This window comes from Corynebacterium sp. AOP40-9SA-29, from assembly GCF_052377405.1.
GTDB lineage: Bacteria > Actinomycetota > Actinomycetes > Mycobacteriales > Mycobacteriaceae > Corynebacterium.
This window is the reverse complement of sequence record NZ_JBQSWR010000001.1, coordinates 66,360-89,650: the sequence shown is the minus strand read 5'-3', so window position 1 is coordinate 89,650 and position 23,291 is coordinate 66,360. Positions and strand designations below refer to the sequence as shown.

Here is a 23,291-nt window from a genome sequence, read left to right as displayed (position 1 = left end):
GAGAGTTGATCAGGTGTGATCAGTGTAGGGAGTGCCTCGATCTCACAGGTAGGATCTGCCAGGCAGCCCGTCACGCAAACGCAATCGTTATACGATGACCCGGAAGCCGTAGAGGATCCCACACCATGAAGCCTGCAGATACTCGAACCCCCGACGAACACCTCGATGCCCTCCGCGCACTCGTCGGTGAGCTGCCCGTCGAGAACGTCGACCCGGCCCTGGCGCTTGGACGTCGCCTGGCCGCGGATGTCACGGCCGTCGAGGATTCGCCGCGCTTCGACAACTCCCAAATGGACGGTTACGCCCTGGCGTCCGCCCATTTGGCCGGCGGCACCTTCGCCGTGGACGCCACCATCGCCGCCGGGGCCGACCCTCGCGACGTCCTACCCGCCGGGGCGGTGGGGGACGCCGTGGTGCCGGTGATGACCGGCGCGCGTCTGCCCGCCCGCACCGCCGCCGTCGTACCCGTGGAGAAGTGCGCACCCGCGCACTTCGGCACCTCGCAGGTCACCGTCCCGCAGACACCGGACGCTCAGTTCGTCCGGCTGCGCGGCACCGACATCCGCACCGGCGACCTGCTCATCCCGGCCGGGGAGACGGTCAACCCCCGCACCGTCGGCGTCGCCGCCGCCCAAGGACTCGCCACCGTGCCGGTCACGCGCACGGCCCGCGTCCTGATCTGCACCGGTGGCGACGAAGTCACCGCCGGGCAGGACGCACCGGCACCGCTGCCCGGGGCCGCCACCATCCGCGACGCCAACGGCCCGATGCTGCGCGCCCTGTGCCACGTCCACCACATCGACGTCGCCGGCACCGTGCAGACCAGCGACAACCCCACCGCCTTCCGCGCCGCACTCTCGGCCGCCATCGCCAAGGCGCAGCCGGACGCCGTGGTCACCAGCGGCGGCATCAGCCACGGCGCCTTCGAGGTCGTCCGGCAGACCCTGGAGGACGCCCCCGACGCCTGGTTCGGCCACGTCGCCCAGCAGCCCGGCGGCCCGCAGGGCCTGGCACGCTTCGACGGCGTGCCGGTGATCTGCCTGCCCGGCAACCCGGTGTCCACGGCCGTGAGCTTCCGGCTCTTCGTCGCGCCCGCCCTCGGCGAGGCGTCCTGCGCGGTCACCGCCAGGATCACAGTCGCCGAGGACGGCCTGCCGGACAAGGACCGCTACCTGCGCGGACGCACGCAGGTGCGCGAGGGCGAACTGACCGTGAGCCCCGTCGGCGGTGCGGGCTCACACCTGCTGGCCCAGTCCGTCACGGCCGATGCCCTGATCCGTGTCCCTGCCGGAGCCACGCTGAGCGCCGGTGCGCTCGTGGAGATCCATCCTCTCGACAGATAGCCCCACCCCGGGGACGTACCCTGTACGCATGTCGACGCCGCCCCACCCGCACAACCCCTTCATCGGATTCTTCGCACGGACGCAGCCGAAGTTCACTCCGGCGGCCCTGCTGGTCTCCGGGGCGGCCGTGACCGTGGTCATCTGTGTGCTCGGCCTGCTCACCGAGGCCATCGGCCACCCGTTGTTGATGGCCGGGTTCGCGGCGTCCTGCGTCCTGGTCTTCGTCCTGCCCGCCGCACCGGTGTCCCAACCGATGAACGTGCTCGGCGGACACCTCGTAGTCGCCGTGGTGGCGGTGCTGGCCGACTACCTGCTGCCCACATCCTGGTGGGCGATCGGCCTGGTCACCGGCATTTCGGTGATGCTGATGTGCGCGCTGCGCATCCTGCACCCGCCGGCGGCGGTGCTGCCGATCGTGATGATGACCTCGCACGAGCACTGGGAATTCGTGCTCACCCCGGTGATGCTCGGTGCCCTGATCGTGACCCTCGCCGCCGTGGCCTACCGCGGTATCCTGCGCGGGCGCATCCGCTGGTTCTGAGGGCGGGGAGGTTTTCACCTAGCCGGCGAAGGCGTTGCTTTCCGCGCTTTCCGTCCGTGCGGGTTCGGCGGCAGCGTACGCTCTCGTGACGGCAACATCCTTCTCCATGCACACGATGAGTTCGTCCAGCGACGTGAACTCCTGTTGCCCACGGATGAATGTGTCGAGATGGACCTGGAGCTCTCGGCCGTACAGGTCTCCAGCGAAATCAAGGAGAAAGGCCTCTACCAGGAGTGGGCCCTGGTGATCGTAGAACGTGGGCCGCCTTCCTACCGAGACGGTGCTGATGAACGTGGCACCGGTCATCGTGTCCTTTACCCACCCGGCCCATACTCCCGTGAGCCCGGCTTCTCTGCCGGGGGAAACGTGGGAGATGTCGATATTCGCCGTCGGGAAACCGAGTTCGCGTCCACGGCGATCGCCGTGCTCTACGCTTCCGCAGATATCGTGGGTGCTGTCCATGATGCCTCCTTTGCAGATCTCTTACTGGAAGTTCGGGATAACGTCGTCGATGAACAACTGCAGGGACTTCTTCTTGTCCTCATGTGACATCGAGTTGTCGGTCCAGAATGCGTACTCGTCGTAGCCCATCTCTTCGTACGACTTCACCCGCTCGGTGATCTCTTCGGGAGTGCCGATCATCGCATTGCGATGCAGTGCGTCGACATCGAACTCGGGTCGATCCGCAACCGAGGACAACGGCTGAGGATCGAGGAAGCCGTCCTCGGGAGCCTGCTTGCCGAATGCCCAGGAACTGAAAGTGCGGTAGAAGCGGCTGACTGCTTCTGCGCCTGGCCGCCACCCCTCAGGATCGTTGGGAGAATGGACGTAGGTGTGCCGGAGGACCATGATCTCAGGCTCATGGGCGACCTCTGGATGGGCGGCCACTGCTGTATCGAACTTGTCCTTGAGGTCCTGTACCTCGGCATCACCCTTCATAAGCGGTGTGACCTGCACGTGGCAGCCATTCGCGATGGCAAACTCGTGAGTTTCTGGAGTGCGGGCCGCTACCCAAGTCTTTGGTCCAGGTTTCTGCACAGGCTTGGGTACCGATGTGGATACCGGGAAAGACCAGTGTTCCCCATCGTGCGCATAGTCGCCTTCCCACAGATTCTTCACGGCCGGGATGAGTTCCCGCAGGTAGGAACCGCCGTCCTTGGCGGACAGTCCATCAGCCAGCCGGTCGAACTCGAACTGGTAGGCACCTCGGGCCACTCCCAGTTCCGCGCGTCCTCCGCTGATCACGTCCAGGAGTGCGGTCTCTCCAGCGGCGCGGATGGGGTTCCAGAACGGTGCGATGATAGTGCCCGCGCCCAGACGGATGGTGGTCGTCTGAGCAGCAAGTGAGGCGAGTGCCACCATCGGGTTGGGGGCGACGGTGTACTCCATGGAATGGTGCTCGCCAGTCCAGACGGTTCCGAAACCACCAGCCTCAGCCATGGTCACCAGTTCGACGAGGTTATTCCAGTGCTCCTCGTGGCTGATGGAGTCATCCCAACGCTCCATGTGGATGAACAGTGAGAATCGCATGTCATTTCCTTTCTGCGATGGTGGTGTTTGTTCGTGCCCAGAGGTGATGAGGAACCTCCCGGACGATGACGGTGATGTTTTCTGGTGCCGCGTCGACCGTGGACTCTGCTACGCGGTGGAGACCGTCGATGAGGTCCCGTAGCTGTTCGGGTGTGCGGCCTTCGGCGATGGAAACGTCGATCAGTGGCATGGCGCTCTAGCCCCTCATGACGAATGGGTCGGCGACTGGAGATTCATCGGTGTTGATCCAGACGGACTTCAGCCGGGTGTACTCGTTCATTGACTCGATCCCGTGCTCGATGCCGACACCGGACTGTTTGAACCCCTGCCGCGGCGACATCGGTGACATTGCCCGGTAGGTGTTAATCCACACGGTGCCTGCGTCGAGGCGCTGGGACATGCGCATCGAACGCTGCAGGTTAGACGTCCATACCCCGGCAGCCAGTCCGTAGTCAGTGTCATTCGCCAGACGAAGGACTTCTTCCTCCGTATCGAACGGGATGACCGCTGCAACGGGTCCGAAGATCTCCTCCTGGCAGACCCGCATGTCGTTGGTCGCGCCAGTGAGGACAGTGGGGGAGAGGAAGTAGCCGGGAAGATCCAAGCCCTCGGGACGGGTACCGCCGTAGTGCAGGGTGGCTCCCTCATCGACACCGATGTCGACGTAGGACTTCACCTTGTTCAGCTGGTCCTCAAAGGCTAGGGGACCGAGTTCGGTGTCGTCGTCCAGCGGGTCACCGATCTTGATGGTCGACGCGCGGTGAGTGATCTTTTCGAGCAGCTCGTCGTGAATGCTCCGGTGTGCGAAGATCCGTGATCCTGCGATGCAGGTCTGGCCGGCTGCGGCGAAGATGCCGGCCACCGCGCCCATGGCGGCGTTGTCGATATTCGCGTCGTCGAAGACGATATTCGGGCTCTTGCCGCCCAACTCCAGGGTGCAACCGATGAAGCGCGAGGCAGCGCTGGAGGCAATGTTCGATCCGGTGGCGGTAGAGCCGGTGAATGAGATCTTCGCGAGTTCCGGGGAGGCGACAAGAGCGGCCCCGGCTTCTGCGCCGTAGCCGGTGACGACGTTGACGACACCCGCGGGGAAGCCTGCTTCGATAGCGAGCTCTGCCAGACGAAGGATGGTCCGAGACGTGTATTCACTCGGCTTGATGACCAGGGTGTTCCCCGCAGCGAGTGCAGGCGCAAGCTTGGAGATCGTCAGCGTGAGTGGTGAATTCCACGGTGTGATTGCTCCGACGACGCCCAGCGGCTCACGCATCGTGAAGTTGATGATGTCCAGCGAAGATGCCGGGATCTGTGAGCCCTGAACCTTGTCTGCTAGACCTGCGTAGTAGTAGAGGTACTCTGGCACGCTCTTGAGCTGGCCGGTCATTTCGCGCAGTAACTTGCCATTGTCCAGGCTCTCATACCGCGCGAGCTCGGGACCGTGCTCGCCGATCAGGTCGCCGAGTCGTCGCAACAGGTGGCCACGCTTCGTCGCGGTGAGACCTGCCCACGAAGGACTCCGGAATGCCTTTTCGGCGGCAGCTACCGCTGCGGCCACGTCTTCGGCGGTGCCTCGTGCGGCCTCGTAGAGGGGCTCGAGTGTGGCAGGGTTCGTTGAGGTGAAGTATTCCCCATCTGCCGGATTGTGGTGTTCTCCATTGATGAAATGGGTGAGGCGGTCAATCATGTGGTGCTCATCTCAGTGGTGAATGTTCAGGGGGTGATGCTCAGTGGTGGAGGTCAGTCGAGCGGGCTACGTTTCTTAGGATCAATGTCGACAGAACCTCCGGGTGAGTATCAGGGATCATGTGACGGGCCCCGTCGATGACATGGACCGGTGTTCCGGGGATCCGCTCAGCGATGCGCCTGCTCATCTCCGGTGTTGATCCAGGATCGAGTTCGCCTGTGACTGTCAAGACCGGTTGCTTTATGAGGTGGAGGTCTGGCTCCAGATCCTTGTCTCCTTGAGCGAAAACTCGGTAGGCGTGCAGATAAGAATCGACGTCGTTCGCGAGGAGGATCTTCTGTGTTCGCTCTCGGAGCGCCGCTGCGTCCGGTATGCCGGTGCCGTCCGGGAACCACCGTTCCAATGCTTTCTGCGCGCTTCGCTCGAAGTCCTCTGCGGCGGTATCCAGTCGCTGCATGACCGCGGCCGACTCTTCGTCGGTCCTGGCACACACGGAACTGACGCAGGTAAGGGACGCGACTCGGTCTGGGTAGTGCACGGCGAGGTACTGCGCTATGAGGGATCCCAGGGAAAAACCGACCAGATGCACTGGTTCATCGGGAACCCCGGGGAGGCGGCTCACGACGTCGGCGGTCAACTCCGCCAGGCTGGTGGCGCCTTTCAACGGGAGCTCGCCGCCATGTCCTGGCAGGTCGAGCGCGATGACCGGGCCGATGGCATCGCCTTCGGCGCCGGCCAGCGCGGAGATGACGGCGTCCCAGATGCTGGCGTCAAGGCCGACGCCGTGGAGGAGAACGATGGGATATCCCATGGGAACGACCCGCTACTTCGTTTCCGTCGAGAGGTCCGCGAGACGCTGCTGGGGCCGCCCGGTCCCCGTACCGCCGAGAGCGATGACGATCTCATCGGGATGCGGAGCGTCTGCAACCCGGCACTCCACGGTCTGGTGGTGTGAACGGATCGTGGCATCGGTGAAGTGCTTCAACGGCATGTCGAACGGAGCACCCGAAATGCCTCGTCGTTCCACGGCGGGCAGGAGGGTGGAGGCGTCAGCTGCGTCACGGAAGTGGTTGCCGAATTTCAGCGTGTGGATCAGGCCTGAACCGTGCTCGATTTCCCCATTCGTCCCGACGATGGCGGCCTTACCGTAGGCCTCCAGCGGAACTCCGAGAGCCTCCATGACCCGGGGGGCCAGCAGTGCTCCGAGCTCGGAGGCGTTGGCCTCGATCCCCGGGGCGAGGTCGTCGACGAATCCTTGGCCTGCCCACGGGTTCTTGATGACAGCAGCAACGACGACCACTCGCTTTACCGGGTCGACACTACGGCCGCCCTCGGAGAAGATCTCGTCGACAGTGGTGGTGAGTTTACGGAGTTCCATTAGATGAGTCCTTTCAGGATGTCAGTGGTGACGGGCTGATCAGTGCGGCGGTCGCCGATACGGGGGAACGGTCGAGGCCCGGTGGACGCGGCCGCAATCACACAGATCTCATCGGCGTGAGGTGCATCAGCGAGATTTACGTCGATCGTCTGGTAGTGGTCGCGGTTGGCAGCGTGGGTCTTGTGCCACATCGGCACGTGCACAGATGTGCCCTCCGGCACCCTCCCGTCGGTGAAGCAGATGATGGACGTACCGCCCAGCAGCTCGCGGACGAGATTGCCGAAGTACGGGGTGTGGACGAGTGCTCCAGCGTGCTCGAGCTCACCGTCCGTGCCGACGAGAGCGGCCTTTCCGAAGGCCTCGATGTTGTCGGCCCCGCCCAGCGAATCAGTCAACCGCTGCGCCAAGAGGGCCGCCAGGACCGGGGCCACTGTGCGCGTCTCTTCGGCCAGATCCTGCTCCGGTCCGCCGCCAACCCAGGGGTTGCGAAGTACCGCGATGGCCGCGGCTTTATGCACAGGCTGTGCCAGGCTGGTACCCGCCTCGGCGACGACTTCTTCATGAACCAGCGATAGTCTTCGCACGCCGAGGCTGGCTCCCAGTTCCTCAAAGGTGCTTGGTTTGTTCGTCATTTGTTCTCCTCTGTGGGGTCAGTCGGGACGCCAGGTCCGAAGTTGTCGCCGAAGCTTTGGTAGAGCGCTGCCCGGCTCGACGCCCCGACATGGGCTCGCATCGCCATTTCTGCGCCATACGGGTCTTTGTCCCGGATGGCCGCGAGTACGTCGTGATGCTCGCGGTCAGACTCGGTGAGGCGTTGGGGGTCGGTCACCGTCTTCTTGACGAGGTGGTCGTACGCCAGTTGGTTCATGAGCCACCCGTAGGTTTCGTAGAGTTTCTCGTTGTCGGCACCACGAACCAGGGTCCAATGGAACTCGCTGACCAGCCTGGCGTACCGATCGCTGTCACCGTCGCGAGCTGCGTCGTCCGAATCGAGGACATTGCGCTCCAGAACATCGAGTTCAGCAACCCGGCCCCGTTGCGCCATGAGGTTGGCAGCCAGTCCCTCGAGCGATTCCTTGAGCTGGAAAAGCTCGATGATCTCGCGGCGGGTCGGTGCCCGAACGAAGGTGCCGACCCGTGGCCGTATTTCCACGAGCCCGATCATCTGGAGGGCCTTGAGGGCTTCGCGGACCGGGGTTCGGCTTACCCCGTACTCCTCAGCGAGCGAGGTTTCGGGGATCTGGTCACCGGGAGCGAACTCGCCGGAGGCGATGCGAGCTCTGATGCGCTCATGGAGCGTCAGATCGGCATCGCTGTCCGAAAGGCCTGTGGTCGTCTGTTGCATACAAGAAACCTAGCGCGGATCTCGCCTGTAATGCAAGACGTTCAGCAAAACTATCTAAAAAATCCTGCACAAGGACCTCGGTTCCGTCCACGATGCTGGCGCTTACGGCCCGGTCAGGAGTGTCTCGCTCGGGCGTGTGGGGGCGCTTTTTTCGGCATCTCTTGCTGCATCGCTTTCCCGCCTGATCCTGCGGAGATGGGTTGCGCACCGCATGTCGATGGATGGGTGGGGCGGGTTGGCTGTGGATCGTCCAGTTCAGTTGTTACCCCACGATAATGGCTATTTCTGCAGGCGTTCCGATGTTGCCTTTGGTCCGGGGGAGTCTCGCTGAGGAGTGGGGTCAGAGAGGGGGAGTGGACATAGGTCACCTGCCTGCTACTGGCCTCGGTGACCCGCGCTCGTCTCGAAGAAGCGGCGGTAGGCCTCAGTGCGTCCTCTCGACCCTTTGGGTTGAGGCTGGGCGGACGGCGGAAGCTTGTTCAACGTGAGTCCTTGACGTGATGGCCAACACTCTCTATGGTTTGTTGTGTGCAACATAACGTTGCTGTTGAATACAACAGAGGCGTTGTCCTGAGGCCGACACGAGCCCGGACACGTATTGAGGAAAGAGGTGCGCATGAGTCAGAACTTGAAGAAGGCCATCACCGATGCCTGGCACGCAGCATGGGACAAGGGTGATGTCTCGGTCTTCGATAAGCTCATCGACGACAACTTCCGCCGCAAGAGCGCGCATTCGGGCGGACTGACCGATCTGAACGCGATCAAGACGGACATTCTCGGGATTCGAGCAGCGTTCCCCGACTTGACCACAGTTGTCGACCACATCGTCATCGACGGTGACGACCGGGACTGCAAGGCGGCGGTGTACTGGCATTCCACCGGGACCTTCACCGAGCCTTTGGGTGATGTGCCGCCCACGGGAACAAGCGTTGTCACCCATGGATCAAACCTGCTGACTTTCGACGCCGGCAAAATCATCCTGGAGGAAGCAACGTGGGACCCGAGCGCACTGCTCGCTGACCTCGGACTGAAGTCACTCAGCTCGGCCTTTGACCAGGAAGCCAGCTCGGTCAGTGACAATCTGGACGGAGAGCCGACAAAGGAAGCGCTGAAGGCGTTCAACCGGCAGTTCATCACAGGGGTCACCGTCGTGACGGCCGTGGACGCAGAGGGCAAGCCACGCGGACTCGCTGTGAACTCCTACAACTCGGTGTCTCTGGAACCGCCGCTGGTGATGGTCTGTGTGCAGAAGACCTCCTCCACGTATGCATCGCTGTTCCAGGCCACTCATATGGGCATCAACATTCTGGGCGGCGGCCAGCGGGATACGCTGCGCACTTTCGCATCCAAGGGGGCGGACAAATTCGCTGACCTGGACTGGCATCACGCGCCGAACGGGTCTCCACTGCTGGACGGCTCGTCGGCATCGATTGAGGTGGAGATCAAGGAACGCTTCCAGGCGAACACGCACACCATCTTCGTCGGTCGGGTGCGCTCGGCCGAAGCCACGGACGACGATCCCATCATCTACAAGGCCGGTCAGTTCTTCGAAGGCTCCGAACTTACCCCGCTCGACTGAGCGGGCCAGCGTTCCGAAAGGCGAACCAACGTATGTCCCTGCCAGCTTCTGTACCTACCGGTCTCCTCATCAACGGACAATGGCGTGAGTCGTCAGACCGCACCACCTTCGACGTGAATAACCCTGCGACCGGCGACACGATCGCTACCCTGGCATCGGCTACGTCTGAGGATGCCGTTGCCGCTCTCGATGCTGCCTGTGGCGTCCAGGACGATTGGGCCCGAACCTCACCGAGGTCACGTGCCGAGATTCTGCGCCGCGCTTTCGACCTCGTCAGTGAGCGCAGCGAGACGTTCGCTTCGCTGATGACGCTAGAAATGGGTAAACCTCTGCGCGAAGCCCGTGGGGAAGTCGCCTACGGTGCGGAGTATCTGCGATGGTTCGCCGAAGAAGCGGTCCGGCACTATGGTCGGCACGTCGAAGTTCCCGAAGGCACACTGCGCATGACGACCCGCCACAAACCTGTCGGCCCATGCCTGCTCATCACTCCCTGGAATTTCCCGTTGGCGATGGCGACGCGCAAGGTCGCTCCGGCCATCGCTGCTGGATGCACGATGGTGCTCAAACCCGCCAAGCTCACCCCGCTGACCGCGCAGTACTTTGCGCAGACACTGATCGATGCCGGGCTTCCCGATGGCGTGCTCAACGTCGTGTCCTCGGCAAGCGCCTCGCAGATTTCCGCGCCGTTGATGGCCGATTCGCGCTTGCGGAAAGTGTCGTTCACAGGATCCACGCCGGTGGGCGTGACATTGCTGAAAGCAGCGGCGGACAATGTGCTGCGTACCTCGATGGAACTCGGGGGAAACGCCCCGGTCATCGTCTTCGACGATGCCGACATTGATGCTGCCGTCGACGGGGCATTGGCAGCCAAGACCAGAAACGGCGGCGAAGCCTGCACCGCGGGCAATCGCATTCTGGTCCACGAGTCGATCGCCGAGGAGTTCACGGAGAAGTTCGCAGGAAAGATGACCGCCTTGTCTGTCGGCAATGGGATGGATGACGGCACCGACATCGGTCCGATGGTTGAACCCAAGGCGGTGACCAACCTGGAGTCACTGGTCAGCGACGCGGTAGCCCACGGGGCCAGGGCGATCACCGGTGATGCCCCGATCCCCGAGTCGGGGTACTTCTTCCGTCCGACCGTGATTGTTGACGCGCCGAGGGATGCACGGGTGTTCCGTGAGGAGATCTTCGGCCCGATAGCCCCCATTTTCACCTTCGGTTCGGAGGCGGAGGCGATTGCGATGGCCAACGACACGGAGTTCGGTCTGGCGTCGTATGTGTTCTCGGGGGATCCGAGTCGGATGTACCGGTTGGCAGACGGCTTGGAGTTCGGGTTGATGGGGTTCAACTCCGGGGTGATCTCCAACGCAGCCGCGCCATTCGGCGGGGTCAAGCAGTCCGGGATGGGCCGTGAGGGAGGCGCTGAAGGCATCGACGAGTACTCCACCGTGCAGTACATCGGACAACTCGACCCGTACCGGTCATAACCAGGACCCACACCGCCCAACCCATCACAGAGACAGGACTACCTGACATGAGCGGCAAAAATGACAACACCGAGCAACCCAATGAACGTCGCAAGCGCGGGCTGAAGCGATCATCACGGAACCCGGTTGACGCGCTCCGAACGTCGACCACCCACAGCTCAGTCGGGCTATACCCCCATGATCTCCATCCGGGGCTGGTCCCTGGCATCAGCGTTGAAGAGCAACGCAACAGGTTTGGCCTCGACAAAGTGGTTTTCGGGGTTGCCGCGGTGCTCATGGTCTCGTTCATCACATGGGGCATCGCGAGCCCCGAGTCGGTGGGCTCTGTCTCGTCGACGATGTTCGTGTGGGCTCTCGAGCACTTTGGGTGGTTGCTGAATACAACGATGATGCTCGGCGTCATCGTGATGGCATACCTGGCGTTCTCCCGCTTCGGAAAGATCAAGCTAGGCAAGGACGATGAGAAGCCGGAGTTTTCCCGTTTCGCCTGGATCGCCATGATGTTTGGTGCCGGCATCGGTGTGGGTATCTTCTTCTTCGGCCCATCGGAGCCGTTGTCGTACTACTTGAGTCCTCCGCCGGAGACTGTCGACGCAGAGACGCCAGCGGCGTTGCACCGTGCAATGGCGCAGTCGCACTTCCACTGGGGCCTGTTCATCTGGGGTCTGTATGCCATGGTCGGTGGGGCATTGGCCTACAGTTCCTATCGCCGAGGGCGCGTCACACTGATCAGTTCAGTTTTCCGGTCGCTCTTCGGCCGGCGCCACACCGAAGGAGTGGCGGGCCGACTCGTTGACATCATGGCGATCATCGCTACGCTCTTCGGCACCGCGGCCACCCTGGGCCTGTCCGCCATTCAGATCGGACAGGGCGTGCAGATCATCTCCGGCGTCAGCGAGGTAACGAATACCGTTCTTGTCGCCATCATCGCTGTGCTGACGATATGTTTCGTGGTCAGTGCAGTGTCTGGTGTTGCACGTGGAATCCGGTATCTGTCGAATACCAATATCACCTTGACGCTCGGGCTCGTTCTCTTTGTATTCCTGCTCGGCCCCACGCTGTTCCTGCTCAACCTCGTGCCCGCCGGTATTCTCAGCTACTTCGACAATATGCTCGACATGATGAGCCGCGGACTCTCCTGGGGTGACGAGACGGTGGAATTCCAGTCCTGGTGGACTGCCTTCTACTGGGCCTGGTGGATTGCCTGGACGCCCTTCGTGGGCATGTTCATCGCCAGGATCTCGCGCGGTCGAACAATCCGAGAATTCGCGATCGCAACGACCGTCGCACCGACGTTCATTCTCATCTTGGCGTTCACGATTTTCGGCGGAACTGCCATCAGCTTCAGCAGGGAAGGTAGAGAGGGATTCGACGGGTCGGCGTCGTCCGAAAACGTCCTGTTCTCGCTGTTTAATGAACTACCTCTCGGTACGATCACTCCCTTCCTCCTTATGTTGGTCCTCGCGATCTTCTTCATCACCTCGGCCGACTCCGCCTCCGTCGTGATGGGCACGCTCTCGGAGCGAGGCAATCCGGAACCCCGCAAGGTCATCGTGGTCTTCTGGGGGCTGTGCATGATGGGTATCGCTGTGGTGATGCTTCTTGTCGGCGGCGAAACGGCGTTGACTGGTCTCCAGAACCTGACCATCCTCGTCGCCATGCCGTTCTCGCTGGTCCTGGTAGGAATCGCAGTAGCGTTCATCAAGGATCTATCTACCGACCCTGCAGCGATCAGAAGGACATACGCCCAGAATGTGATTCAGAATGCCGTGATCAAGGGCCTTGAAGAGCATGGCGACGACTTTGAACTTGAAGTCTCAGCGTCGTCGGATGGGCGAGGGGCCGGTGCGGACTTTGACTCGACGGACCAAACCATCACCGACTGGTACCGGCGGACAGACGAGGACGGCAATGAGATTGGCTACGACTACGAGTCACGTGCCTGGGCAGATAGTGAGGAATCAACGGACGACAGGCATCCCGATACTGAGGGGAATCTGCCTCGGCACTAGCCGAATCACGACCGAGCCTCAGTGACCGCGGCCGGCATAGGGGAGGGGTAGTTACCCGCCGATGGCGCTCATCGTGCGCTCGGGCTGCACGTACTCCGGGTCGTTGAGCGTCACCGCGTCCGAGCCATAGGCCCGCGGCTTGCCCCACATGGCCGTGGCCCAGGCCTGCGCGACCTCCACGTCGTCGGCATCGCCGCGCAGCAGGTGCATCAGGTCGGTCTCCTGCTGGGAGAACAGGCAGGTCCGGATCCGCCCATCGGCGGTGATGCGGGTGCGCGAGCACGCCGCGCAGAACGACTCCGTCACCGAAGCGATGATGCCCACCTTCCCCAACGCGGGGGAGGACGCCGCGGCACCGTGCTCGCGGACCTCCCACAGCTCCGCCGGCGCGGAGCCGCGCGGGGTAGGGTCGGACGCCAGGTCGAAGCGTTGCGACAGGCGTGTGCGGATCTCCTCGGCGGAGACCAGGTTGTCGCGCGCCCACGTGTGGTCGGCGTCCAGGGGCATCTGCTCGATGAACCGCAGCTGGTAGCCGCGCTCCAGGCACCACTGCGCCAGGTCGGCCACGCCGTGGTCGTTGACCCCGCGCATCGCCACCGCGTTGATCTTCACCGGCTCCAGGCCGGCGGCCTTGGCCGCCTCCAGCCCGGCGATGACCTGCGGCAGACGGTCGCGACGGGTGACCTCGGCGAAGGTCTCGCGGTCCACAGTGTCCAGCGATACGTTCACCCTGGTCAGCCCGGCGTCCAGCAGTGCATCCACCCGCTTGTCCAGCCCGATCGCATTCGTCGTGATCGAGATCGGCACATGTGGGTGGAGGGCGCGCACCCCGGCGATGATCTCCTCCAGGTCCTTGCGCACCAGCGGCTCACCACCGGTGAACCGGATGTCCTTGACACCGAGCACCCGCACACCGATATCGGCGAGGCGCACGGCCTCGTCCGCGGTGAGCAGGGCGTCCTTCTTGAGCCACGGCAGCCCTTCGGCGGGCATGCAGTAGCTGCAGCGCAGGTTGCACTTGTCGATCAGCGAGATGCGCAGGTCGTCGGCGGTGCGTCCCCAGCGGTCGGTCAGGCGGAGGCCGGCCTCTGGACGGGTGGACGCGAGCGTTGCGGTGATGGGGGCCTCCTCCTTCGGGTGGTCGTGGTGCTGTTCTGCCATGGTAACCCCGTGGTGTGGGCCTGTCTCTCCACCCTGTCTACCGTGAACTGGGGTGCGTGCGTGAATGACGGGCGTGCGGCAGTTCCGAATGCCGGTCCGGAGGTACAGGCCGGTGCTAGCGCTTCCTGCCCGAGCGCCGTAGAGCGCACGCGGCTAGCATGTCTGAGATGCGCGCCTTCGGCGTCGGCAGAGGAGAACCACACAGCAGAACGGAAGAATAATGGCAGCACTCACGACCCGAATCCTTCGCACCACGGCCGTCCTGGCTGGGGCAGGGGGGCTGGTGCTGGCCGCAGCCTGTTCCACCTCCGGTTCTGATGGTTCTGAGCCCTCCTCTGTGCAGGTCTTCGCCGCCGCCTCGCTGAACAACGCTGGCGACGAGCTCGCCGAGGCCTTCGCTGACGAGCAGGGGGACGACGCCGACATCACGTACAACTTCGCCGGCTCCTCCGCGCTGGTTCAGCAGATTGACCAGGGTGCAGACGCCGACGTGTTCATCAGCGCCGACGAGAAGAATATGGACGACGCCCTCGCCCTCGACGCCTTCGACGGTGCCGAGCCCGAGGTCATCGCCACCAACCAGCTGGTGCTGGCCACCGCACCCGGCAACCCGGCGAATATCACCGCGCTGGACGACCTGGCCACCACCGCCGATGCACGACTGGCGATCTGCGCCGACGGCGTTCCCTGCGGCACCCTGGCCCACCAACTGCTCGAGGATAAGGGCTACGACCTGGCCAACTGGACGGTGTCCGAGGAAGCCAATGTCAGCGACGTCGCCACGAAGGTCTCCACCGGTGAGGTCGACGCCGGTTTCATGTACGCCACCGACGCGATGGCCCTGCAGAAGAACTCGTCCGAGGACATCACCGTCGTCGAGCTGGACGAGGACCTCGAGCCCAACGCCTACCCCGCGGCGCTGACCGTGGACGGCCAGGACAACGAGACCGCCGTCGAGTTCCTCGAGTGGCTGTCCTCCGACACCGCCCGTGGGATCCTCGAGACCTATGGCTTCGACACCCCGTAAGGCCCGAAACACCGGCGCACGACCGGTCACCGCTGTGCCGGTGGCGGTGGCCGGTGTCGCCCTGCTGGCCGTCCTGCTGTTGCTCGGCCCCCTGGTCGCGCTGCTGCTGAACATTCCCTGGGCCCGGGCCGTCGAACTGGTCACCGACCCGGCCACCGTCCAGTCGCTCACGCTGTCGCTGTCCACCGCGCTGGTGGCCACCGTGTTGTGCGTGGTCCTGGGCCTGCCGTTGTCGTTGTGGTTGGTGGAGTTGCTGCGCCGACACCCGCGCCGCGGCGATGTGGTCCAGGTCGTGATTTTCGCCCCGCTGGTGCTCTCCCCGGTGGTCTCCGGTCTGGCGCTGGTGTTCTTCTGGGGACGCCGCGGCCTGGTCGGGCAGTGGCTGGAGGGCCTCGGCCTGCACGTGGCCTATACCTCGCTGGCCGTGGTGGTGGTGCAGGTCTTCGTCGCCCTGCCCTTTTTCGTCGCCACCACGGCCACCGCGCTGCGCGCGATTCCCACGGTGGTCACCGAGGCCGCCGCGTTGGACGGTGCGAGCCGCTGGCAGACGGTCACCCGCGTGCTCGTGCCCCTGGCGTGGCCCGGCATGGCCGTCGGCGTGGTGCTCTCCTTCGCCCGCGCCCTGTCGGAGTACGGTGCCACGCTCACCTTCGCCGGCAATGTCGCCGGTGAGACCCGCACCATTCCGCTGCTCGTCGAGCTTGGCCTCAGCGCCAATGACATGGACCGGGCGCTGGGGGCGTGCCTGACTCTGATCGGGTTGTACGTGGTGGTGGTCGGGGGGATCGTCCTGGTCAGGAGGAGGAAGGGGTAGCGTCGACGGCATGCTCCTGACCCAGCTGACCTACTTCGAGGCGCTCGCCCGCGAGCAGCACTTCGGTCACGCCGCCGCGTCCTGCTATGTGTCGACGTCCACCTTGTCCGAGGCGATCAGAAAACTCGAGGCCGAGGTCGGTTTCCCGCTGGTCAACCGCGGCAAGTCCGCATTCCAGGGGATCACGCAGGAGGGCGAGATCGTGCTGGCCTATGCCCAGCGCATTCTCTCAGAGCAGCGCTCCCTGAGCCTCGACCTGGCCCACCGGCGCGGCAACCTGGAGGGCACGGTGCGTTTCGGCACCATCCCCTCCGGCACGGACCGGGCCGCCGGCATCGTGGCCAACCTCGTCGGCGAGCACCCCGCCCTGCGCGTGGACCTGGCCGCCGGGCTGACCAGCGAGGAGATCGTGACGCGGGTGCTCGACCACGACTTCGACGCCGGCATCGTGCACCCGCTCGGCGGCGTCGCCCGCGCCGGACGCCACGACCCCGCACTCACCTTCACCGCCCTGGGAACCACCCGCTTCGTGGCCGTCGGGCGCCCTGGCCTACTCGACGGTTTCGGCGGGCAGGTCACCGGCGCCGAGCTGGCCTCCTTGCCCACCGCGCTGCTATCGCGCGGCATGGTTGCCCGCGAGGAGTTCGACCGGGTGATGGGCGAGGCGGGTGTGCAGGTCACACCAGGGGTGGACGCCACCTCGGTGGAGTCGCTGCTCGCTCTGGCGCGCACCGGTAGGTGGGCGGTGGTGGTCCCGGCCCCGGCGGTGGGCACCACGCGGCTGACCACGCTGCCCATCGTGGAGCCGGAGGTGCGCCTGGATCTGGCGCTGGTGCGCCGCGACTCGCGTCCTGCCCCGGTGCTCTCGGCCGCCTTCGACGCTGCGGCGGAGGCCACCGTCACCTGAGTCATGCCCCAGGCACAAAAATGCCCGTTTTTCACCCTGGGGCATGACTCAGGTGACATGGGGCAGGGGAGCCCAGGGGAGTCAGGGGGACACCATGGGGGCGGATACGGCCCGGTATCTGCGAACGGTCGTTCGGCACGGCCGATCGCCATAGCGCGGCCTGCAGGTCAACGTCCTGTTTTTGCAGGTAAACGCAGGTTTGCTGGTCAAACCGGCCCCTGGTGCTGGAGTAGAAACTCCCTATGGCGACGACTACCGAGACGAGAACCGACAAGGAACCGCTGGCCGGGGCATTCAACACCGCCGCCGACGCCGCGGTGGCCAAGAAGACCGCCCTCTTCGGCGACGACCTGCCCCGCTACACCGTGCGCGGCGTGCTGGCCGGGGCCTACCTCACCCTCGGGACGGCCTTCGCCGCGGTGTCCGGCAACGCCGTGGAGCAGCTCGCCCCGGGGTTGGGCCCGGTGGTCTTCGGCTTCCTGTTCTTCATCGGCCTGGCCATGACCCTGCAGCTCGGCGCGGAGTTGGCCACCGGCTCGATGATGTTCATGGCCTACGGTGCCGCCCGACACCACATCGGCTGGGGACGCGCCACCACGATCGTGCTGTGGACGGTGCTGGCCAACCTCATCGGCGCGGTGATCATCGCGGTGATGCTCGGGCAGTCGGCGAAACTCGGCGGCATCGGCGTGGACCATCTCATTGCCGCGCTGGCCGACGGCAAGCTCACGAAGAGTCCGTCCGGCGTGCTCGTCGAGGCGGTGCTGGCGAACTTCGTGGTGAACATCGCCATCGTCGGCGGGCTGATGATCAAGGACTACGCGGGCAAGTTCCTGCTGACCCAGATGGTCATCGCCGTGTTCGTGGTGCTGGGCCTGGAGCACCTCATCGCGAACTTCTCCCTGTTCACCCTGGCCTTCTTCGGCCTGGGCGACGGCTTCGCTGCCGGGGCGGGCGTGCTGGACTCGTTGACCCTCGGCAATGTGGCGGTGAACTGGGCGATGGCGCTTATCGGCAATGTGATCGGCGGCGGCCTGCTCATCGGGGTGGTGTACGCGTGGCTGAACCGGGGGAGCAGCCGCGGCGGCGAACTCTACCGGGACTGAAAGCTACAGCTCCACGTACTCCACCTCGTCGCCGGCGGCCACCCCCTGCGGCGGGACGACGAGCAGGACGTCCGCCGCGGCGTAACCGCGCAGCATATGCGAGTGCGCGCCCGGCGCCGGGGTGAGACGGGGCGCATCAGAATCGCCGGGGGCACGGGTGGCGGGCAGCAGGCGCACCCGCTGGCGGGGCATCGACTCGATCGCCACGGCCATGGTTCCGGTGCGCGTCCCTACCGGGTCCGCAGCATCCAGCAGCGTGGCCACCGCCGGGGCGACGAAACTGTGCAGCGCCACGTGCGCGGCGAAAGGATTGCCCGGCACACCGATGACCAACTGGGTGTGTGACCCCGACCCCTGCACGGAATTCCGGGTCGTGACCAGGGTGGGGTGCCCGGGCCGGCAGGCGATCTCCTCGGCGAGCACCTCGTCGGCCGCGCGGGTGATGAAGCGGCGGGCGAAGTCCTGCCCGGAGCGTCCCGACCCGCCGGTGAGCACCACGATGTCGGCGCCGAGCACCTCGGGACGCCGCAGCCAGTCCTCCACGGCCACCGGGTCGTCCGGCAGACGCTGGGTGCCCACGACCTCGGCACCCCAGGCGTCCAGCAGGGCGGGGAAGGACGTGCCGAAGGCATCGCGCACCTCACCGGGGCGCGGCAGACCGTGGGTGATGACCTCGTTGCCGGTGAACGCGCAGGCCACGGTCGGGCGCGGCGTGACCTCCACGGTGTCGACGCCGCACGCGCCGAGCATCGCCACGTGGCGGGCGGTGAGCCGCACCCCGGCATCCACCAGGATCTCGCCGCTCGACCACTCCTGCCCGGCAGGGCGGATATCGCGGCCGGCGGAGGGGGTGGCGGCCGTCAGCGTGTCCCCGGTGACCTGCGCGTCTTCGGCGCGCACCACCGCGGTCGCCCCGTCGGGCACCAGGGAGCCGGTGAGCGCCGGTAGTGCTTCACCGTCGGCGAGGGTGCCGCCGGTGATGTGCACATTGCGTCCCTGCGCGCCGACGGCCGGGGCGTCCAGCAGTCGCCAGGGGCCGTCGCCTGCCACGGCGAATCCGTCCATCGCCGAGGACGCGTAGTGCGGCACGTCCATCGGCGCGGTGACCGCGGCGTGCAGGACGTCGCCCGGGGCAGGACGCTTCGTCACCGCTGCGCGCAGCTCACCGGTCGGGGAGAGTGCGGCGACGATGCGCCGCCGGGTCTCCGCCCAGCTCACCGGGTCGCTCGTGTGTCCGCTCATGACCTCTCACCACCGTATCCGTGTTCCACCGCATCCTCCCACGTGTCCACGTCCGCCGCCGTTGCGGCGTCGATCCCGTCGGCCTCGCCGACCTCCGCGAGGTCCAGGCCGCGCAGGACGGCCCGGACCGGGGCGTCGCGCAGGTCGCCGGTGATGGTTGCGCGCAGCCGGTCGAGGCGCACCAGGGCGAGCAGCGGCTGGCGCCGCCCGTCGACCACGGCGATACACCCGTCGCCACCGGTCCTCCGGTAGGTCTCAAGCAACCGGGCCATCGCGGCGGCCGGGGCGACGAGGTCCCCGGCGAGCAGGAACACAGCATCCCCGGGAGCGTCCCCGAGCGCGTCCACCCCGGTGGCCACCGCCGCCGCCGGGCCGGACAGGGGCGGGTCCTCCCGCACCAACGTCACGTCCTGCGGCAGGTCCATCGCCTGGGCGACGACCACCCGGCGTGTACACCCGACCTGCGCCGCGGCGTCCAGCACCACGTCGATAAGGCGGACGCCGTCGCGTCCGACGAGCAGGGGTTTCGCCGGCGTCCCGTCCGGCGCGGAAGCCGCCAGGCGGGAGCCCGCACCACCGGCGACGACGACCGCATGCACGTCCATCTATCCCCCTGCGAACGGCGGCAGCACGTCCACCCGCGACACCGCGTTAAGCGATGTGGTCGCGGCGTCCTCCCGGGCCACCGAGCGTCCGTCGACGAGGAAACTGCAGCGCTCGAAAACCTGCGACAGGCTCATCCCGCCGGCCGTGAGCCCGGTGTGACGGGAGCCCAGCACCTCCAGCAGCGAGGCCAGGTCGCGCTCGGGCGCAAGGGTCTCCTGTGCGACACCGCGGGCCGCCCGCGCCGCGGCGAAATAGTGGATCTCCAGCATGATGACAAGTGTAGGTCGGGGTAGCGTGTGACGGTATGGAGAGTCACCCCGATCACCTCACACACGTCCGGGAGGACGGGTCGGCGCACATGGTCGACGTCACCGCCAAACACGAGACCAGCCGCACCGCAGTCGCCACCGGGCGCGTGCGCACCCGCAGCGACGTGCTCGACATGATCTTTGACGGCTTGTCTGACGGCCTGCCGAAGGGCGACGCCCTGCCGGTCGCGCGCGTCGCCGGGATCATGGGGGCGAAGAAGACCCCCGAGATCGTCCCGCTGTGCCACCCGCTGCCGCTGGGGAAGATCACCGTGGACTTCACGCGGGAGGACTTCACGCAGGAGGACGGTGCCGTGCGCATCGAGGCGTCGGTGAAGACCCGCGGGGTCACCGGCGTGGAGATGGAGGCGCTCACCGCGGTGACCAGCGCCGCCCTGACCGTGGTGGACATGATCAAGGCCGTGGACAAGCACGCCGTGATCGAGGACGTCCGCGTGCTCGCCAAGTCCGGCGGCAAGTCCGGGGACTGGGACGTGCGGGAGGACGCGTGACAGCCCCCGTGCCAGCCCCCGTAACTGCCACCGTGATCGTGGCGTCCACCCGCGCCGCCGCCGGCACCTACCCCGACCGCACCGGCCCCGTGCTCGTCGGGTGGCTGCGCGGGCGCGGCCTGGACGTGCCGGACGCCACCGTCGTCGCCGACGCCGACATCGCGAAGCAGGTCGACCGCACGCTCGTCGACGAACAGCCGACGGTGCTGCTCACCACCGGGGGCACCGGGGTGAGCCCCACCGACCAGACCGTGGCCGCCGTCCGCCCGCACCTCACCCACGAACTGCCCGGGCTCATCACCGCCCTGCAGCAACGCGGGGTGGACGCCGGGGTGCCGACCGCGGTGCTCTCCGGCGGGGTCGCCGGCGTCGCCGGACGCACCTTCGTGATGACCCTGCCCGGCTCACGCGGGGGAGTGGCCGACGGCATCGCCGTCCTCGACCCGCTGCTGGACCACCTGCTCGACCAGCTGCTCGACCGTCCGACCGCCGACCACGCAGGAGACCACCATGGCTGACACCCCAGACCCCGCACGCGTGAACGCCGAGACCGGCGTGGTCGTGCACACCGCCGTCACCCACGAACCCCTGGAGAACCACCTCGCGCACGCCCGCGCCACCACCGCGACGGACGCGATGGGCGCGGTCGTCACCTTCGAGGGCGTGGTCCGCGACCACGACGGCGGCCACGAGGTCAGCGCCCTGACCTACACCAATCACCCCACCGCCGCCGCCACGCTCGCCGAGATCGCCGACGCCACGGTGCGCGCCCACCCGCAGGTCCGCCTGTGGGCCGAGCACCGCACCGGCCCGCTGGCCATCGGTGAGCTCGCCTTCCTCGTCGTCGTCGCCGCGGCCCACCGCGGGCCCGCCTTCACCGCCATCGCCGAGTTCGCCACCGCCGTGAAGGACGGCGTGCCGATCTGGAAGGAACAGGACCGCCCCGACGGCTCCACCGACTGGGTGGGGCTGTGATGGAGTTCTCCCCGCACGAGTACGCCCGCTACCGCCGCCAGATCACCCTCGAGGGCTTCGGTGCACAGGCCCAGCAGGCCCTGGCGGACGCCCACGTCGTGGTCATCGGCGCCGGCGGGCTCGGCTCGCCGGCGTTGCTCTACCTCGCCGCCGTCGGCGTCGGGCACGTCACCGTCATCGACGACGACGTCGTCGAACTGTCCAACCTGCACCGCCAGGTCATCCACACCGACGCCGCGCTCGGGCAGCCCAAGGCGGAGTCGGCGCGCCGGGAGATGCTCGCGCGCAACCCGGAGATGCGTGTGACGGTGGTGCGCGACCGCCTCGAGGCGTCCTGCGCGGTCTCTGTGCTGGACGGCGCGGACGTCGTGCTGGACGGCACGGACAACTTCGCCGCCCGCTACGCCGCCTCCCACGGCTGCGCGACGCTGGGGGTGCCGCACGTGTGGGCGTCGATCCTCGGCTTCGACGCCCAACTCTCCGTCTTCGGCATGCCGGACGCACCGGTCTACGAGGACGTATTCCCCACGCCGCCGCCGGCGGGCAGCGTCCCGTCCTGCGCGCAGGCGGGCGTCCTCGGCCCGCTGGTCGGCGTCGTCGGCGCGGCGATGGCGATGGAGGCGGTGAAGGTGCTCACCGGCGTCGGCACCCCGCTGGCCGGACGCATCGGCTACTACTCCGGGCTCACCGGGATGTGGGAGTACATCCCCGTCGCCGCAGACCCAGCGGTCGCCGCGCGCGTGCGCGCGACACCCACTCCCACGCAGGACGCACCGGGCGCCGCGCCTGCCGTACCGTCTCTGCCCTCCCTGGACGGTGCGACGCTGCTGGACGTCCGGGAGCCCGACGAATTCGCCACCGTGCGTATCCCCGGTGCGGTGAACGCACCCCTCAGCGTCCTGCTCGACCACGTCCCGGCGCAGGTGCGCTCGCTCGCAGGGGATCTGGTCGTGTACTGCGCCTCCGGCGTGCGCTCGGCGCAGGCCGTGGAGCTGCTTCAAGCCGCGGGGATCACCGCCACCAACTACCCCGGCGGCATCAACGCCTGGTTGGAGACCCAGTGAACTACGACGACATCGCCTTCGACGAGCACGTCCGCGCCCGCCAGCAGGCCCGCGGGGTCAGCAACAGAGTGGACACCACCGGCAGCGGCGGCAGTGAACTCGATGCCCGTGACATCAAGCTGATCCGTCAGGCGCGCATGTTCATGATGTCCACGGTTACCGGTACTGGCTGGCCGTATGTGCAGCACAAAGGCGGACCTTCCGGCTTCGTGAAGGTGTTGGGGGACGGCACACAACTGATGTTTCCTGACTTTGCGGGCAACCGGCAGTTCGTCACCGCAGGCAACCTCGACAGGGACGGACGGGTCTGCCTCTTCTTCGTCGACTTCGCGACGCGCTCGCGGGTGAAGGTGTTCGGGCACGCGCGCACCGTCGAGGCGTCCGACGCCCCTGAACTCGTCGAACAGGTCCGTGACCTGGGGGAGCGACGGATCACCTCGGTGATCGAGCGGGTGGTGATCGTGGACGTCGAGGCCTCGGACGCCAACTGCACCAAACAGATCACCCCGCGCTGGACGCGCGAGGAGGTCGAGGAACGCCTGGACCTCTACCGCGCGGACATCGCCGCGCTGAAGGACGAGATCGCGGCGCTTCGGGCTTCCCGGTAGCAACCCAGCAGCAACGCGGGCCGATTCTGCCGGACGGGGACACTGGAGCCAACAGATTCGGC

26 protein-coding genes are annotated in these 23,291 nt (G+C 66.1%); 14 read left to right on the top strand and 12 right to left on the bottom strand.

Annotated features, from left to right (window positions below; translation table 11 throughout):
* Window positions 1-125 precede the first annotated feature (125 nt).
* Together ACT3SZ_RS00455 and ACT3SZ_RS00450 are read left to right on the top strand one after the other, a co-directional pair.
* A complete protein-coding gene (locus ACT3SZ_RS00455; protein ID WP_444615845.1) occupies window positions 126-1,343 on the top strand; it encodes a molybdopterin molybdotransferase MoeA in 1,218 nt (405 codons plus the stop codon).
* A gap of 28 nt (window positions 1,344-1,371) precedes the next feature.
* Window positions 1,372-1,884 carry an HPP family protein gene (locus ACT3SZ_RS00450; RefSeq protein WP_444615844.1) on the top strand — a complete coding sequence of 171 codons (513 nt, stop codon included), beginning with the start codon at window positions 1,372-1,374 and terminating at the stop codon, window positions 1,882-1,884.
* An 18-nt stretch (window positions 1,885-1,902) separates the two neighbouring features.
* On the opposite strand, the gene ACT3SZ_RS00445 is transcribed toward ACT3SZ_RS00450, so the two are convergent.
* From ACT3SZ_RS00445 to ACT3SZ_RS00410, 8 genes are read right to left on the bottom strand one after another with little or no spacing between them, the layout of a single operon-like run.
* A complete protein-coding gene (locus ACT3SZ_RS00445; RefSeq protein WP_444615842.1) occupies window positions 1,903-2,346 on the bottom strand; it encodes a riboflavin kinase in 444 nt (147 codons plus the stop codon).
* Window positions 2,347-2,367: 21 nt separating this feature from the next.
* A complete protein-coding gene (locus ACT3SZ_RS00440) occupies window positions 2,368-3,414 on the bottom strand; it encodes an LLM class flavin-dependent oxidoreductase (protein WP_444615840.1) in 1,047 nt (348 codons plus the stop codon).
* 1 nt (window position 3,415) lies between these two features.
* Window positions 3,416-3,604 (bottom strand): tautomerase family protein, encoded by a 189-nt coding sequence (locus ACT3SZ_RS00435; protein WP_444615838.1) that lies wholly within the window; start codon window positions 3,602-3,604, stop codon window positions 3,416-3,418.
* A gap of 6 nt (window positions 3,605-3,610) precedes the next feature.
* A complete protein-coding gene (locus ACT3SZ_RS00430; RefSeq protein WP_444615836.1) occupies window positions 3,611-5,095 on the bottom strand; it encodes an aldehyde dehydrogenase in 1,485 nt (494 codons plus the stop codon).
* A 40-nt stretch (window positions 5,096-5,135) separates the two neighbouring features.
* Window positions 5,136-5,906, bottom strand: coding sequence for an alpha/beta fold hydrolase (locus ACT3SZ_RS00425; protein WP_444615835.1), 771 nt, complete (start codon window positions 5,904-5,906; stop codon window positions 5,136-5,138).
* A 12-nt stretch (window positions 5,907-5,918) separates the two neighbouring features.
* On the bottom strand, window positions 5,919-6,473 hold the full coding sequence (locus ACT3SZ_RS00420) for an amino acid synthesis family protein (protein WP_444615834.1): 555 nt from the start codon (window positions 6,471-6,473) through the stop codon (window positions 5,919-5,921).
* Window positions 6,473-7,105, bottom strand: a complete 633-nt coding sequence (locus ACT3SZ_RS00415; RefSeq protein WP_444615833.1) for an amino acid synthesis family protein — start codon at window positions 7,103-7,105, stop codon at window positions 6,473-6,475. The genes ACT3SZ_RS00420 and ACT3SZ_RS00415 overlap by 1 nt, the downstream gene beginning before the upstream one ends.
* Entirely contained in the window at window positions 7,102-7,818 is a 717-nt protein-coding gene (locus ACT3SZ_RS00410) for a GntR family transcriptional regulator (RefSeq protein ID WP_444615831.1), read from the bottom strand. Before ACT3SZ_RS00410 ends, ACT3SZ_RS00415 begins: the two co-directional genes overlap by 4 nt.
* Before the next feature lie 616 nt (window positions 7,819-8,434).
* On the opposite strand from ACT3SZ_RS00410, the gene ACT3SZ_RS00405 reads away from it, so the two are divergent.
* Genes ACT3SZ_RS00405 through ACT3SZ_RS00395 form a run of 3 tightly spaced genes read left to right on the top strand, consistent with a single transcriptional unit; the run spans window position 8,435 to window position 12,899 of the window.
* Window positions 8,435-9,397 carry a flavin reductase gene (locus ACT3SZ_RS00405; protein WP_444615829.1) on the top strand — a complete coding sequence of 321 codons (963 nt, stop codon included), beginning with the start codon at window positions 8,435-8,437 and terminating at the stop codon, window positions 9,395-9,397.
* A 32-nt stretch (window positions 9,398-9,429) separates the two neighbouring features.
* Window positions 9,430-10,887, top strand: coding sequence for an NAD-dependent succinate-semialdehyde dehydrogenase (locus ACT3SZ_RS00400; RefSeq protein ID WP_444615827.1), 1,458 nt, complete (start codon window positions 9,430-9,432; stop codon window positions 10,885-10,887).
* A 47-nt stretch (window positions 10,888-10,934) separates the two neighbouring features.
* Window positions 10,935-12,899, top strand: a complete 1,965-nt coding sequence (locus tag ACT3SZ_RS00395) for a BCCT family transporter (protein ID WP_444615825.1) — start codon at window positions 10,935-10,937, stop codon at window positions 12,897-12,899.
* Between the two features lie 51 nt (window positions 12,900-12,950).
* On the opposite strand, the gene moaA is transcribed toward ACT3SZ_RS00395, so the two are convergent.
* Window positions 12,951-14,060: a GTP 3',8-cyclase MoaA gene (gene moaA, locus ACT3SZ_RS00390; protein ID WP_444615823.1), complete on the bottom strand. Its 1,110-nt coding sequence runs from the start codon at window positions 14,058-14,060 to the stop codon at window positions 12,951-12,953.
* Window positions 14,061-14,280: 220 nt separating this feature from the next.
* Here moaA and modA point away from each other — a divergent pair, with 220 nt between their 5' ends.
* The 4 genes from modA to ACT3SZ_RS00370 all read left to right on the top strand — a co-directional run bounded on the left by modA (window position 14,281) and on the right by ACT3SZ_RS00370 (window position 17,914).
* A complete protein-coding gene (gene modA, locus ACT3SZ_RS00385) occupies window positions 14,281-15,087 on the top strand; it encodes a molybdate ABC transporter substrate-binding protein (RefSeq protein ID WP_444615821.1) in 807 nt (268 codons plus the stop codon).
* The gene (locus tag ACT3SZ_RS00380; protein WP_444615819.1) at window positions 15,068-15,901 is read left to right on the top strand and encodes a molybdate ABC transporter permease subunit; all 834 of its coding nucleotides are present in this window, start codon (window positions 15,068-15,070) and stop codon (window positions 15,899-15,901) included. The genes modA and ACT3SZ_RS00380 overlap by 20 nt, the downstream gene beginning before the upstream one ends.
* 10 nt (window positions 15,902-15,911) lie before the next feature.
* Complete coding sequence (locus tag ACT3SZ_RS00375) at window positions 15,912-16,808, top strand: LysR family transcriptional regulator (RefSeq protein ID WP_444615817.1); 897 nt, start codon at window positions 15,912-15,914, stop codon at window positions 16,806-16,808.
* A 242-nt stretch (window positions 16,809-17,050) separates the two neighbouring features.
* Window positions 17,051-17,914, top strand: coding sequence for a formate/nitrite transporter family protein (locus ACT3SZ_RS00370; protein WP_444615815.1), 864 nt, complete (start codon window positions 17,051-17,053; stop codon window positions 17,912-17,914).
* Window positions 17,915-17,917: 3 nt separating this feature from the next.
* On the opposite strand, the gene ACT3SZ_RS00365 is transcribed toward ACT3SZ_RS00370, so the two are convergent.
* The 3 genes from ACT3SZ_RS00365 to ACT3SZ_RS00355 are packed head-to-tail and all read right to left on the bottom strand — an operon-like array spanning window position 17,918 to window position 20,028.
* Window positions 17,918-19,156: a molybdopterin molybdotransferase MoeA gene (locus ACT3SZ_RS00365; protein WP_444615814.1), complete on the bottom strand. Its 1,239-nt coding sequence runs from the start codon at window positions 19,154-19,156 to the stop codon at window positions 17,918-17,920.
* Window positions 19,153-19,761 (bottom strand): molybdenum cofactor guanylyltransferase, encoded by a 609-nt coding sequence (gene mobA / locus ACT3SZ_RS00360; protein WP_444615812.1) that lies wholly within the window; start codon window positions 19,759-19,761, stop codon window positions 19,153-19,155. Before mobA ends, ACT3SZ_RS00365 begins: the two co-directional genes overlap by 4 nt.
* On the bottom strand, window positions 19,762-20,028 hold the full coding sequence (locus ACT3SZ_RS00355) for a MoaD/ThiS family protein (RefSeq protein WP_444617021.1): 267 nt from the start codon (window positions 20,026-20,028) through the stop codon (window positions 19,762-19,764).
* Window positions 20,029-20,066: 38 nt separating this feature from the next.
* On the opposite strand from ACT3SZ_RS00355, the gene moaC reads away from it, so the two are divergent.
* The 5 genes from moaC to ACT3SZ_RS00330 are packed head-to-tail and all read left to right on the top strand — an operon-like array spanning window position 20,067 to window position 23,229.
* Window positions 20,067-20,582 (top strand): cyclic pyranopterin monophosphate synthase MoaC, encoded by a 516-nt coding sequence (moaC, locus tag ACT3SZ_RS00350; RefSeq protein WP_444615811.1) that lies wholly within the window; start codon window positions 20,067-20,069, stop codon window positions 20,580-20,582.
* A gap of 8 nt (window positions 20,583-20,590) precedes the next feature.
* A complete protein-coding gene (locus tag ACT3SZ_RS00345) occupies window positions 20,591-21,100 on the top strand; it encodes a MogA/MoaB family molybdenum cofactor biosynthesis protein (RefSeq protein WP_444615809.1) in 510 nt (169 codons plus the stop codon).
* Window positions 21,093-21,557 carry a molybdenum cofactor biosynthesis protein MoaE gene (locus ACT3SZ_RS00340; RefSeq protein ID WP_444615807.1) on the top strand — a complete coding sequence of 155 codons (465 nt, stop codon included), beginning with the start codon at window positions 21,093-21,095 and terminating at the stop codon, window positions 21,555-21,557. The genes ACT3SZ_RS00345 and ACT3SZ_RS00340 overlap by 8 nt, the downstream gene beginning before the upstream one ends.
* Window positions 21,557-22,621: a ThiF family adenylyltransferase gene (locus tag ACT3SZ_RS00335; protein WP_444615805.1), complete on the top strand. Its 1,065-nt coding sequence runs from the start codon at window positions 21,557-21,559 to the stop codon at window positions 22,619-22,621. Before ACT3SZ_RS00340 ends, ACT3SZ_RS00335 begins: the two co-directional genes overlap by 1 nt.
* The gene (locus ACT3SZ_RS00330; RefSeq protein ID WP_444615803.1) at window positions 22,618-23,229 is read left to right on the top strand and encodes a pyridoxamine 5'-phosphate oxidase family protein; all 612 of its coding nucleotides are present in this window, start codon (window positions 22,618-22,620) and stop codon (window positions 23,227-23,229) included. The genes ACT3SZ_RS00335 and ACT3SZ_RS00330 overlap by 4 nt, the downstream gene beginning before the upstream one ends.
* The last annotated feature ends 62 nt before the right edge of the window (window positions 23,230-23,291 follow it).